This is a genomic window from Micromonospora sp. NPDC003197, from assembly GCF_053590565.1.
Window position 1 is genome coordinate 116,661 of record NZ_JBSFTE010000008.1, and the last position, 12,863, is coordinate 129,523.

9 protein-coding genes are annotated in these 12,863 nt (G+C 69.6%); 4 read left to right on the forward strand and 5 right to left on the reverse strand.

Annotated elements, in window-relative coordinates; all coding sequences use genetic code 11:
- Window positions 1-28: 28 nt before the first annotated feature.
- On the reverse strand, window positions 29-1,960 hold the full coding sequence (locus tag ACWDV4_RS11490; protein WP_449976967.1) for a hypothetical protein: 1,932 nt from the start codon (window positions 1,958-1,960) through the stop codon (window positions 29-31).
- A gap of 57 nt (window positions 1,961-2,017) precedes the next feature.
- Entirely contained in the window at window positions 2,018-3,946 is a 1,929-nt protein-coding gene (locus ACWDV4_RS11495) for a hypothetical protein (RefSeq protein ID WP_449976969.1), read from the reverse strand.
- A gap of 202 nt (window positions 3,947-4,148) precedes the next feature.
- On the opposite strand from ACWDV4_RS11495, the gene ACWDV4_RS11500 reads away from it, so the two are divergent.
- Entirely contained in the window at window positions 4,149-5,339 is a 1,191-nt protein-coding gene (locus ACWDV4_RS11500) for a hypothetical protein (RefSeq protein ID WP_449976970.1), read from the forward strand.
- 97 nt (window positions 5,340-5,436) lie between these two features.
- Here the strand turns inward: ACWDV4_RS11500 and dxs are convergent, their stop codons facing one another.
- The gene (gene dxs / locus ACWDV4_RS11505; protein WP_449976972.1) at window positions 5,437-7,404 is read right to left on the reverse strand and encodes a 1-deoxy-D-xylulose-5-phosphate synthase; all 1,968 of its coding nucleotides are present in this window, start codon (window positions 7,402-7,404) and stop codon (window positions 5,437-5,439) included.
- Between the two features lie 202 nt (window positions 7,405-7,606).
- Between dxs and ACWDV4_RS11510 the strand changes: the two genes are divergently transcribed.
- Window positions 7,607-7,744: a hypothetical protein gene (locus ACWDV4_RS11510; RefSeq protein ID WP_449976974.1), complete on the forward strand. Its 138-nt coding sequence runs from the start codon at window positions 7,607-7,609 to the stop codon at window positions 7,742-7,744.
- Window positions 7,745-7,801: 57 nt separating this feature from the next.
- On the opposite strand, the gene ACWDV4_RS11515 is transcribed toward ACWDV4_RS11510, so the two are convergent.
- On the reverse strand, window positions 7,802-9,157 hold the full coding sequence (locus tag ACWDV4_RS11515; protein ID WP_449976976.1) for a class I SAM-dependent RNA methyltransferase: 1,356 nt from the start codon (window positions 9,155-9,157) through the stop codon (window positions 7,802-7,804).
- The gene (locus ACWDV4_RS11520) at window positions 9,154-11,244 is read right to left on the reverse strand and encodes an APC family permease (protein WP_449976979.1); all 2,091 of its coding nucleotides are present in this window, start codon (window positions 11,242-11,244) and stop codon (window positions 9,154-9,156) included. The genes ACWDV4_RS11515 and ACWDV4_RS11520 overlap by 4 nt, the downstream gene beginning before the upstream one ends.
- A gap of 253 nt (window positions 11,245-11,497) precedes the next feature.
- Here ACWDV4_RS11520 and ACWDV4_RS11525 point away from each other — a divergent pair, with 253 nt between their 5' ends.
- Together ACWDV4_RS11525 and ACWDV4_RS11530 are read left to right on the forward strand one after the other, a co-directional pair.
- Window positions 11,498-12,163: a potassium channel family protein gene (locus tag ACWDV4_RS11525; protein ID WP_449977206.1), complete on the forward strand. Its 666-nt coding sequence runs from the start codon at window positions 11,498-11,500 to the stop codon at window positions 12,161-12,163.
- 2 nt (window positions 12,164-12,165) lie between these two features.
- Window positions 12,166-12,858 (forward strand): potassium channel family protein, encoded by a 693-nt coding sequence (locus tag ACWDV4_RS11530; RefSeq protein WP_449976982.1) that lies wholly within the window; start codon window positions 12,166-12,168, stop codon window positions 12,856-12,858.
- Window positions 12,859-12,863 lie beyond the last annotated feature (5 nt).

A 12,863-nucleotide genomic window follows, 5' to 3' on the forward strand; every position in this document is an offset into this window, starting at 1 on the left:
CCTGGGCACCGGCGCTGATCGGACCGGGTCAGTTGACGCTGACCCGGTCCCGGACGTCCCACACCCAGGCTCCGGATATCTCCTGGCCGGGGCCGAGTAGCAGGTCGACGGTCTCCTTGACCGGGTAGCCCCGGTGCAGGCCGCCCTGCACCACGATCGCCGCCCGCCAGTGCCGCAGGTCCTCGATCGCCTGCCGGCGATGCTCGTCGGTGATGGGTGGGATCTGACCGGTGCGGGCCACCTCGTTGAGCAGTACCGCGGTCGGTCGGTCGACGGGTCCCCAGCGGCCGGTCGGATCGTCCGGGCTGGTGGGGCCGATGAAGTAGCCGCCTGGTGCGGTGAAGGCCAGTCGGGTCCGCGCCGACCAGTACATTCCGGCGGTCGCCTCCCCACCCCCGGAGGGCGGCACCGGCACCAGGGTCCGGCCCGGCGGGACGTACGACCGCCACTGGCCACTGGCCACGAACTCCGGCACCGGCCACACCGGGTCGGCCCGGATCGGCGTTGGCACCAGCGGTAGCAGTACGGCGAGGACCGCCCCGGTCCAGAGCAGCCGCACCGGCACGCCTTCCCGCGCGGTGGCCCCGATGGCCGGGCTGGCTGCGCCGGCCGGGGCAGCCTCGCTGGCGGGCCTCACGTCGCCGGCCGGGCTGGCTCCGGCGGCTGACGCGGATCGGAACACCTGGTCGAGGGAGAGCGCCAGCAGGATCGCCACGATCGGGATGCAGATCAGCGGGAAGCGGGCCGGCACCGCCAGGTCGATCAGCGGGATCGCGGAGATCAACCGGTACAGTCCCGGCAGGTCGGTCAACTCACCGTTGACCCGAACCTGCACGCCCAGGGAGAGCACCGCGAAGATGAGCCCACAGACCGCGAGTGCCTTGACCATCGGGCGGCGCCACAGCCAGATCACCACCACGACGCAGAGCACGATCAGGGCCAGGCCGAAGAAGGAGTTCTCCTCGGTCGCGTTCGGTGCCAGCAGCCGCGACGCCTGCTCATGACCGGTAATGGACTGTTGGCCCGAGGTGGTGAACGAGCTCAGGTCCAGCGCGTACGACTCCTTGTTGAACGGCAGTCCGCGATAGTGGCCCGGCCCGAAGAACTGGTACCAGAGCGGATAGGCCAGCAGCACCAGGGCGATGCCTGCCCCCACCGCGATCCGGCTCAGGAACGCTCGGGCCAGTCGCCGCGCCCCGCTCCGGTCGACCAGCACGTGCACGACCGTGAACAGGCCGCAGGCCAGCACCAGGAAGAGCAGCACTTCCTCAGCGAGGAACACCTGATAGCTGACCAGCAGGCCGAGCAGCACCCCCTGCCGCAGAATTTTGTTGGTCACCGGACTGAAGACGATCCACAGAATGGCTGGCACCAGAAACTGGGCGACCATGTGCAGGTGCCCACCGGCCTGCGCGATCATCCCGGGGGCGAAGCCGCAGAACAGCCCGCCGAGCGCGGCGGCGAACCGGGACCGGACCAGCCGGCGGGACAGGAACAGGTACCAGGCGGCAGCGGTGCCGCCCAGAGAGAGGATCAACGAGAGTACGAACGTGGTCTGCGAGCCGAACAACACCGTCACCGGGGTCAGCGGGATACCGAACCCGAGCACGGAGATGTTCGCCATCAGGTTGATGCCGTCGGGCGCGTTGAGTTGGTTGCTGTAGAACGGGTTCTCCCCCTGGGTCACCGCCTGCGCGGCTCGGGCCAGCATCCACTCCAGCAGCATCTGGTCGTTTTCCATGTGGACCATCCGCTCGGGATGCCACAGCCGGCTGGTGACGTAGGAGGCGACGAGCAGATAGCCCGCAACGACCACCGTGTCTATCCGCCACGGTCGGCGCTGCCACCAGGCACCGAACCGCCGCCAGCCACCAGCCCTCGCCCGCTCCCCGGTCGGGTCGGCTCCTTCGGAGGCATCGACCCGCCCGGCGGGCTCGGTGGTGGGGCCTGCTTCAGCCACGATCACCCGTACGGGAGACCGCCACCACCGGTGGACGTACGGCGTCCGGCCGACTCATCAGGCTTTCCTACTGCTCAGCTCGCGGACGTCCCAGACCCACACGTCGGCCTCCTTGCGGCCGGGACCGAGCAACTGTTCGACCGTCTCGCGCAACGGCTCCACGTGGTGTTGCCGCAACGGCAGGACCATGATCGCCGCGTTCCAGTGCCGCAACTCGTCCAGTGACCGGCGCCGCTGCTCTTCGGTCAGGGTCGGGGTGTGACCGGTGGTGGCAACGTCGTCGAGGATGCCTTCGAGGCCCTGGGGGCGACCACCGAAGCGGCCGCGATCCCCGGTGTTGCCGTTGCGTGGTGCCAGGAAGTAGCCCCCCGGGATCTTGAAGTCCAGGTTCACCGCCGCCGCCCAGCGCATGCTGTGCGTGCTGCCCATCGCCGGGATGGGGACCGCCACCAGCGTCTGGTCCTCGGCGACGTAGGGCCGCCACTGTCCGGAGGTGATGAACTTGGGTACCGGCGGTCGGGAGGTCACCTTCAGCGGCATGGGGACGATCGGCACCAGCGCGATGGCCAGGGCGGCGACGGTCACGCCGCGAACCGCCCGCCGGTTGACCGTCTCCAGCTTCTTCGCCCGGTCGACGGCCATGGCCAGCAGCAGTCCCACGAAGACACTGGTGATCATCCCAAACCGGGTGGGCACCACGGCGTCCAGCAGCGGGAGCTTGACCAGTAGGTCCCACGGCCCCCAGAGGAGGTCCCGGTCCCAGTAGGTGATCCGCTCGCCCAGCGACAGTACGGCGAAGAAGAGGCCGGTGAAGGCGAACGCCCGGACGAGCACCTCGCGGCGCAGCCAGACCACGATCGCCACGACAAGGACCGAGAGGCCCCAGCCGAAGAAGGCGTTCTCTTCGGAGTAGTTCGGCGCGAGACCGGTGTTGGCCCGCTCGTTGCCGCCGATCGTCGGCGAGCCCGGGTTGAAGAACGCGGCGATGTCGTTGCCGTAGTCCTGCACGGCGTCGCTCAGGCCGTGGTAAGCCTGCGGGCCGGCAAACTGGACGTAGAGCGGGAAGGCCAGCAACGCCCCGGCCACGACCGCACACACCGCGAGGCTGACGCCCAGTGGCCGCCAGGCGGTACGCCACCGCTGGGGCTGCTGGACCAGCACGGCGAGCAGGAACACCGCGCACGCCATGGCGGTGAAGAGCAGGATCTCCTCGTTGATGAAGGCCTGGTAGGTGACCAGCAGCGCGAGCACCAGGCCGTCGCGGATCGGCCGGGTGGAGCGGGTCATCACCACGACCCGCCAGACGATGAACGGCAGCAGAAACTGGGAAATGATGTTCGGGTGCCAGTTGGCGTGCGAGAGCATCGCCGGCGAGAACCCGCAGAACCAGCCGCCCACGATCGCGGCGACCGGCGAGCTGACCAGGTGTCGCGAGATCACGTAGTACCAGGCGGATGCAGTGCCGGCGAGACCGAGCGTGACCAGGACCGCGAAGGAGACCGCGGGGCCGAAGAGCAGGGTCACCGGCACCATGGGGATGCCCAGCCCCAGGATGGCCGTATTGGCCATCAGGTTGACGCCGTCGGGATAGTTGAGCTGCTCGGTGAAGAACGGGAACTCGCCGTGCAACACCACCCGTACCGAGTGGGCGAGGAAATATTGCACCTGCGCTGGGTCGCTGCTGTAGAGCGCGGCGACCCGACCGGCCGGATTGATCCAGATCTGGCTGGTCACCCAGAGCGCGGCGAGCAGGAAGAATCCATACACCGCGAGGTCACGCCGCCAGGTGGGCCACCGGCGTCCCCGGGCGGGCGGTCGTTCCGTTCCCTCGCTCTCCGGTGCTGAGCTGGCTGAGGCCCCGGTACGACTCGTCGTAGCCTCCGCGTCGGGCTCCGACGCGCTATCTGTATCGGTGGCCGAGCGGTCGCCCGAGTCGGGCATTTCCGGACCGGGCGTGGAATCGAGACGGGACTCGGGAGGCGTCACAGTCGGCGGAGTCTACCCGAGCACGGACTGCCCGCCGGAGTCGCACAGGGCCTCCCCGGAAGTACGAAGAAAGCCGGTGTACGGCCCGCCACGGCACGCTTACCCCCCATGGGTCGAGCTTACCTAGGTCGCCCCGGTCCGCCGTCGGAGATCTCGTACGATGTGGGCTCCGCTTTGGTAGTCGAACCGATCGGGGGCGCAGGTGCGTTCAGTCCGTCGCGGCATGTTGAGCGTCGCGTTGACGCTAGGACTACTCGCGACAGGCTGCGGCCCGCTGGAGGAACGGAAGGATCCGACCCTCCGCGTCGGCTACGACACCCTGGACGGCACCCTGCCGGTCTGGCCCGCCCGGGGCGGACTCATCACCGACGCCCAGGCGACAGCGGCGGTCACCGAGACCATCCGAAACTGGCGGTCCCCGATCGACGATCGGGTCCACCTGCCGTCCTCGGGCATCCTCTGGCTCGGCGAGGTCGAGGGCGCACCCCTGGCCCTGGTCGCGGCCAGTGTGCCGGGCGAATCGGCCTCCTGGCTGTTGCAGTTGGCCGGTAAGGGTGGGACCTACGAGGTCACCCACGCGACCGAGTACACCGACCCGGGCTACCTGGTCTACTCCGATGTGCTGCCGGTGCAGCTGTCCGCTGGGCGGCGCTATCTCACCTCCAACCGGGTGCAGCGGCTGGTCGGCCCGGGTGACACCGCGCTGGCGATCACCGACGGGCTGAGCGCCCCGACGGACGTACCCGGCTGCACGGCCATCCAGCTCACCGCCACCCTGGTCGCCACCGAATCGCTCCCGCAGGGCAAGTCGAACCGGTTGCTCGACCTCGGCACCGCGATCACCGGGCCGCGCTATCCGCTGGTGGGCGACGAGTCCGGCACCGGCTACAAGGTCCTCAACGGGCTCGACACCTGCGCGCTGGCTGCGGAGACGGGCCCGTTCGGCAGCATCCTGGAACGCTGGCACAACCAGGATGCCCCCGGCCTCGTACCCGCGTCGTGGCCGATCGACCGGATCACCAGCCGATCCCTGGGGGACGTCTCCCTGCCCGGTCAACCCGCCGGCAAACTCGACCAGATCACCTGGCACACCGACTCCGGCAACATGAGCGCTGTCATCTTCCGCCCCGAGCAGGGCACACCGGTGGTTTCGGCGGCGGATCGGCTGAACGTGCTCCAGGCCTACGTGCTGCGCTTCCCGGACCAGCCGCTCGTCGTACTGACCTGGCGGCCCAACTCGGACAACTCCCTGTCCGTACCGGCCGGCACGAATCGACTGGTCGACAAGCCAGGGCTGCTGGTGACCCCGAGGCCGGCGAAGAAGGAGAGCTTCAGCCTGGCCACCCCGGACAAGACGCACTACCGCTCGCTGGGCGGCGAGGGCAAGGACTGACCCGGGCAAGACTGGCCAGCGGGCCGGCACCGGCCAGGCCCAGACGGTGACGCGCCGGGTGGATCACCACCCGGCGCGTCTGTGATTCGTACGGGGCTCAGCCGCGCCCAGCGGTGCGTCGGCTCCCGTTGCCGTTGACCGAGACCGGTACCGGCTCGCTCTTCTCGTCGAGGCGGGAGAGCCAACCGGTGACGTCCCGGGCCACGTCCTGGGCGGTCAGCCCGAGGTCACCCAGGATCTGGGCCCGGGTGCCGTGCGGCTGCCAGACCGAGGGCACGCCCAGGTCCCGCATCGGAACGTGCAGGTCGGCGTCGCGCATCGCCTTGGCCAGCGCGTCACCGACTCCGCCGGCGCGTACGCCGTCCTCGACGGTGACCACGAGCCGGTGCGTGCCGGCCAGCTCGACCAGTTCGTCGGCGATCGGCCGCACCCAGCGCGGGTCGACCACGGTCACGCCGTAGCCGTGTTCGGCGACCCGGGCGGCCACCTCGACACCGAGCTGGGCGAACGCGCCGACCGCCACCAGCAGCACGTCGTTACGGTCCGACTCGGCGAGTACGTCGACCTGGCCCACCCGGCGGACGGCGGGCAGGTCCTTGGCGACCGAACCGGTGGGGAAGCGCAGGATGGTCGGCCCGTCGTCGACGGCGACCGCCTCGCGCAACTCCTCGCGCAGCGTGGCGGTGTCCCGGGGGGCGGCGATCCGCAGCCCGGGCACGACCCCGAAGACCGACATGTCCCAGATGCCGTAGTGGCTTGGCCCATCCGGTCCGGTGATCCCCGCCCGGTCCAGCACGAAGGTCACCGGCAGCTTGTGCATCGCGATGTCGAGCAGTACCTGGTCGAAGGCGCGGTTGAGGAAGGTCGCGTAGACCGCCACCACCGGATGCAGACCGCCCAGCGCGAGCCCGGCCGCCGACGTCGCGGCATGCTGCTCGGCGATGCCGACGTCGTAGACCCGGTTCGGATACTTGCGGGCCAGCGCGGCGATACCGGTCGGCTCGGCCATCGCGGCGGTGATCCCCACCACATCGGGCCGCTCGTCGGCGATCGCCACCAGCTCGTCGGAGAATATGTGCGTCCACTTCACCGACGGCGCGGCGAGCAGCTTGCCGGTCTCGACGTCGAAGGCGCTGCCCGGGCCGTGCAGGCAGTCCGCCTCGTCCTCCTCGGCCGGGCGGTAGCCGTAGCCCTTGCGGGTCACCGCGTGCACGATGACCGGACCGCCGAAGTTCTTCGCCGCCCGTAGTGCCGACTCGATGGCGGCCTGGTCGTGGCCGTCGACCGGACCGACGTACTTGATGCCCAGGTCCTCGAACATCGCCTGCGGGGCGACTACGTCCTTGATGCCCTTCTTGACGGCGTGCAGCACCTCGTACATCGGCTTGCCGACCAGCGGCGTCGACCCGAGGGCGTCCTTGACCGTGTCGAGGATCTTCTCGTAGCCGGGGTTGAGGCGCAGGTTCGACAGGTGGTCGGCCAGGCCCCCGATGGTCGGCGCGTACGACCGACCGTTGTCGTTGACCACGATGACCAACGGATTACGGGCGGCGGCGATGTTGTTGAGCGCCTCCCAGCACATGCCGCCGGTCAGGGCCCCGTCGCCGACGACAGCGACGACGCTGCGCTGCTCACCGCGTAGGGCGTACGCCTTGGCCAGCCCGTCGGCGTAGGAGAGGGCGGTCGAGGCGTGCGAGTTCTCGATGATGTCGTGTTCGCTCTCGGCCTGGCTCGGGTAGCCGGAGAGGCCACCGCGCTGGCGGAGCTTGTCGAATCCGTCCAGCCGCCCGGTCAGCATCTTGTGCACGTACGCCTGGTGTCCGGTATCGAACAGAAAGCGGTCCCTGGGCGAGTCGAAGACCCGGTGCATCGCGAGGGTCAACTCGACCACTCCGAGGTTGGGCCCGAGGTGCCCACCGGTGCGGGACACCTTGGCGACCAGGAAGTCCCGGATCTCGGCGGCGAGGACGTCCAACTCCTCGGCGGACATCCGCTTGACGTCCTGGGGACCGCGGACCGTGGTCAGCAGTCGGCCGTGGTTGGCCGAACCCTCTTCAACACTCATGACGGGAGAGTCTATCGGCCCCGGCCGGTCATGCAGCCCGAGCCGAGATCGTCTTCACCAATCTTCCCCAACTCCGGACCGCTGACCTGTACGGAACTGTTCCGAACAACCATCGAGCTTCCTCACCGACGGCAGCCCTGTTCCACTGAAGTTGGTCGAACGCATCGACCAGCACCTGCCGCTTCGTGAGAGGAGTAGTTCGATGTCCCGACTTTCGAACAAGATCGCCCGTTTCGTGGCTGTATTGGCCCTGGTCGCCGCTGCGGCCATCACCGGGGTCGGCGCGGCGCAGGCCAGCGCGCCCACAACCAGTACCGTAGCCGAGCTTTATTGCTGCTGACCGAGTCTCCTCGCCCCGCCCGTTAGCAGGGCGGGGCACCACGGTCGGCTCGACCGGCTACGGGACCAGCAGCCCGACCAGCTCCACGTGCTGGGTCATCGGGAACAGGTCGTATCCGCGCAGCTCGGTAAGGCGCCACCCGGCCTCCCGGAAGGTGCGGACGTCCCGGGCGAACGCCGCCGGATCACAGGCCACGTACGCCACCGCCCGGGCACCGGAGGCGGCCACCGCCCGAGCCACCGGGCCACCCGCCCCGGTCCGCGGCGGATCAAGCACCACCAGGTCGACCGGGCCGATGACCCGACGACGGGCCAGCGCCGTCTCCACCTTCGCTGACACCACCTCCACCTGGGGCAGGTCCCGCAGGTTGTCCCGGGCGGCGGACACGCCCAGCGCCGCCGCCTCGACCAGGGTGACCCGACCGGTCGGGCCGACCCGCTCGGCGAGCGCCCCGGCGAAGAGTCCCGCCCCGCCGTAGAGGTCCCAGGCCGACTCTCCGGCCACCGGCTTGAGAAGTTCCAGCACCGCCGCCACGAGAGTGTCGGCGGCGGCTGGGTGCACCTGCCAGAACGCCTCCGCCGGGATCGTCCACTCCCGGCCGGCGGCCAATTCCCGGACCACGGCGCTCTCCGCGTCGACCGGTGTCTCGAACCCGCCACCGACCCCCCGAGAGCCGCCGCTGGCTTCCCGAGTGCCGCTGCCGGCTCTCCGAGGACCGCCACCGGCGGCACCGGCGGTGTCACCGAAGTCACCACCGTCGCCGAGCAGGTCGCCGAACCCGGTGACTCCGGCGGCGATCTCGCTCACCACAACGTCCCCGCCGGTGGAGGCGACCGCCTCCACCGCGTCCGCCGACGGCCAGCGCTGACCGCTGGCCGCCAACACCGGCAATTCCTGGATCGCGGGGTGGGCGATCAGGCACCGGTCGACCGGGACGACCTCGTGCGAACGATGCTTGAGCAGGCCGGCCCGGCCGGCGGCGTCCACCGCGTACCGGACCCGGGACCGCCAGCCGGTCATTCCGCCGGGCAACGCCTCGACCCGTACGCCGAGCTGGTCCACCTCGTTCGCCGAAAGACCGCCGAGGCGGCGCAACTGCTCACGTACGACGGTTTCCTTCCACTCCCGCTGGGCGGCGGGCGCGACGTGCTGAAGGTCGCAGCCACCGCACCGGTTCGGGCCGGCGTACGGACAGGGCGGGGTGACCCGATCGGGGCTGGCGGCAAGGATCTCCACCGCGTCCGCCCGCAAATAGCCCCGATGCACCTCGGTGATCTCGGCCACGACCCGTTCCCCGGGCAACGCGTGCCGGACGAAGACGACCTGACCATCCAGCCGGGCCACGCAGTGCCCGCCGGGGGCCACCGCGTCGACGGTCAGCTCGACCCGGTCGGCCTCGTACCGCTCGGTCATCGTTCGTCTCCCTCTGTACTGGAACTCGACTGGCCGCCGCCAGTGGCCACACCGGTCGGAGCCGGCGGCGGGGTCGGGCCCGCGAGCTGTCCGCCCAGGCTCGCGCTGCGTGGTCCCCGGGCCGGGCCCTGGCTGAGTGTGGCGTCGAACCGGTCCAGGTTCTTGTTCGCGGTGGAGGCCAGCTGCCAGGGCACACTGGTCACCATCACGCCCGGCTCGAACAGCAGCCGGGTCTTGAGCCGCAAGGCACTCTGGTTGTGCAGCAAGTTCTCCCACCACCGTCCGACGACGTACTCGGGAACGAAGACCGTGACCACGTCCCGGGGTGCGTCCCGACGGGTCCGCGCAACAAAGTTGAGGATCGGCCGGGTGATCTCCCGATACGGCGAGTCGACGACCGTCAGCGGCACTGGTATCCCGCGCCGCTCCCATTCCTTCTGCAACGCCCGGGTCTCCGACTCGTCGACGTTGACGGTCACCGCGGTCAAGCTGTCCGGTCGGGTGGCCTGGGCGTAGGCCAACGCCCGCAGGGTCGGCTGGTGCACCTTGCTGACCAGCACGATCGCGTGGTTGCGGGCGGGCAGCACCGGCCGCCCGTCGGCCGGTGCCAGTTCTGCGGCGACAGTGTCGTAGTGCCGGCGGATACCGAGCATGAGCAGGAAGATGACCGCCATCGCGACGATCGCGATCCACGCACCGAGCAGGAACTTGGTGACCAGCACGATGATCAGGACCGCGCCGGTGAGCACCATGCCGAAGGTGTTGATCGCCCGGGACCGGAACATTCGGCGTCGCGCCAACGGGTCCCGCTCGGTACGCAGCAGCCGGTTCCAGTGCCGGATCATGCCGGCCTGGGAGAGCGTGAAGGAAACGAACACCCCGACGATGTAGAGCTGGATGAGCTTGGTCACCTCGGCCTGGAAGGCGACGATCAACACCACCGCGAAGAGGGCCAGCAGGACGATCCCGTTGGAGAAGGCCAGCCGGTCGCCCCGGGTGTGCAGTTGGCGGGGCAGGTAGCGGTCCTGCGCCAGGATCGAGCCGAGCACCGGGAACCCGTTGAAGGCGGTGTTGGCGGCCAGGAAGAGGATCAGCGCGGTCATTCCGGCGACCACGAAGAGCAGCACCGAGCCGGAGCCGAAGACCGCCTCACCGAGCTGGGTGGTGACGGTCTTCTGCACATAGCCGGGCGGGCCGGAGACGATCTGCCACGCCGGGTCCTCGACGAACTGCAGCCTGGTCAGCCGGGCCAGCCAGACGATGCCGAGCAGCATGGTGATCGCGATCATGCCGAGCATCAACAGGGTGGCGGCGGCGTTGCGGCTCTTCGGTGCCTTGAACGCCGGTACGCCGTTGGAGATGGCCTCCACACCGGTCAGTGCGGCGCTGCCCGAGGAGAACGCCCGCAGCAGCAGGAAGACCAGTGCGAAACCGGTGACGCTGTGCTCGGCCCGGATCTCCAGCCCGGCGCTGGGTGCCTGGAGGTCGTGGCCGAGCACGAAGACCCGGACCAGCCCGGTCAGGATCATGCCGATGATCACGATCATGAAGCCGTAGGTCGGGATGGCGAACGCGGTGCCGGACTCCTTCAGGCCGCGCAGGTTGACCGCGGTCAGGACGATGACCGCCAGAACAGCGATGCCCACCTTGTGGGTGGCCACGAACGGCACCACCGAGCCGAGGTTGGCCACCCCGGAGGAGATCGACACCGCGACGGTCAACACGTAGTCCACCATCAGGGCGCTGGCCACCCCCACCCCGAACTTCGGCCCGAGGTTGACCGTGGCCACCTCGTAGTCACCGCCACCGGAGGGGTAGGCGTGCACGTTCTGCCGGTAGCTCGCCACCACGGTCAGCATGACCACGACGACCGCCAGGGCAACCCAGGGCGAGAAGACGAAGGCCGAGGCGCCCGCAATCGACAGGGTCAGCAGAATCTCGTCCGGCGCGTACGCCACGCTGGACAGCGCGTCGGAAGCGAAGACCGGCAACGCGATGCGCTTCGGCAGGAGGGTGTGCTTGAGCCGGTCGGACCGGAACGGTCGCCCGACAAGCAGCCTCTTCAGCAGGGAGGTGGGACTGGCCACAACCGCTAAGCGTACGACCGCCACGGCCGCGCCGCCGATGGGTACCGGGGGCGGCGGCAACGGGTACCGGGCCAGCGGCGACACACCGGCCGGGAGCACCGGCCAGACCGGTGTGACGCGTTCCGGGGTGCCGGACGGCTGCCCGTGGCGGACTGCCGGTACGGTCGGTCGTCACGCCGAGCGGCGGCGTGGCACGCTCTTGGTGGAAGCCCACCGGGAACGGATGGGGCACGCGGTCTGCGGGAGGAGCACCGTGCACATCGTGATCATGGGTTGTGGCCGGGTCGGCTCGACGCTCGCCCACAGCCTGGAGTCCCGAGGGCACACGGTCGCCGTCATCGACCAGGACGCGGACTCGTTCCGCCGGCTCGGAGCCGACTTCGGTGGGCTCACCGTCACCGGCATCGGCTTCGACGGCGAGGTCCTCCGGCAGGCCGGCATCGAACGCGCCGACGCCTTCGCCGCTGTGTCCAGCGGTGACAACTCCAACATCATCTCGGCCCGGCTCGCCCGGGAGACGTTCGGTGTGGCCCGGGTGGTGGCCCGCATCTACGACCAGCGGCGGGCGCAGGTCTACGAGCGGCTCGGCATCCCGACCGTGGCCACCGTCCGCTGGACCGCCGACCGAATGGTCCGGCACCTGGTGCCCGAGGGCAACGTGGAGATCTTCCGAGATCCCACCAGCACGGTGTCGATCATCGAGGTTCCCATGCATGACGACTGGATCGGTCGACCGCTACGGCTGCTGGAGGAGACGACCGGCGCGCGGACGGCATACCTGATGCGGTTCGGCATCGGCACGCTACCCACGGCGTCCACCGTCATCCAGGAGGGCGACCAGGTATTCATGCTGGTCACCGATGACATCGCCGGGCCGGTTACGTCGGTGGCGAGCGCGCCGCCGGAAGGGGGACGGTGACCATGCGGGTCGCCATCGCGGGGGCGGGCAACGTCGGGCGATCAATCGCCCAGGAACTGATCGAGAACGGCCACCAGGTGATGCTCATCGAGCGCCAGCCGAAGATGTTGCGCCCGGACCGCGTACCGGCCGCCGAGTGGGTGCTCGCCGACGCATGCGAGCTGACCAGCCTGGAGGAGGCCGACCTCGCCAGTTGTGACGTGGTGGTGGCCGCCACCGGTGACGACAAGGCGAACCTGGTCGTCTCGTTGCTGGCCAAGACCGAGTTCGCCGTCCCCCGGGTGGTTGCCCGGGTCAACCGGGCCGAGAACGAGTGGCTCTTCACTGATCAGTGGGGTGTCGACGTGGCGGTCAGCACACCCCGGGTGATGGCGGCGCTGGTCGAGGAGGCGGTCACCGTCGGCGACCTGGTCCGGCTGATGACCTTCCGACAGGGCGAGGCCAACCTCGTCGAGATCACCCTGCCGCCGTCCGCGCCCTACGTCGGGCACCCCATCCACGCCGTACCGCTGCCCAGGGATGCCGCCCTGGTGGCCATCCTGCGGGGCAAGCGGGTACTGGTACCGAGCCCGGACGATCCACTGGAGGTCGGCGACGAGCTGATCTTCGTTTGTACGGCGGAAACCGAGGACGCGGTTCGCACCGTCATCCTGGGTGCCGACAGTGTCGAACGCACCCGCAACAACGCCGGCTGAACGGC

Bases quoted from the DNA above. Each gene is read 5' to 3' on its own strand.
- dxs (WP_449976972.1), bottom strand. From the start codon at position 7,404: ATGAGTGTTGAAGAGGGTTCGGCCAACCACGGCCGACTGCTGACCACG.
- ACWDV4_RS11510 (WP_449976974.1), top strand. From the start codon at position 7,607: ATGTCCCGACTTTCGAACAAGATCGCCCGTTTCGTGGCTGTATTGGCC.
- ACWDV4_RS11515 (WP_449976976.1), bottom strand. From the start codon at position 9,157: ATGACCGAGCGGTACGAGGCCGACCGGGTCGAGCTGACCGTCGACGCG.
- ACWDV4_RS11530 (WP_449976982.1), top strand. From the start codon at position 12,166: ATGCGGGTCGCCATCGCGGGGGCGGGCAACGTCGGGCGATCAATCGCC.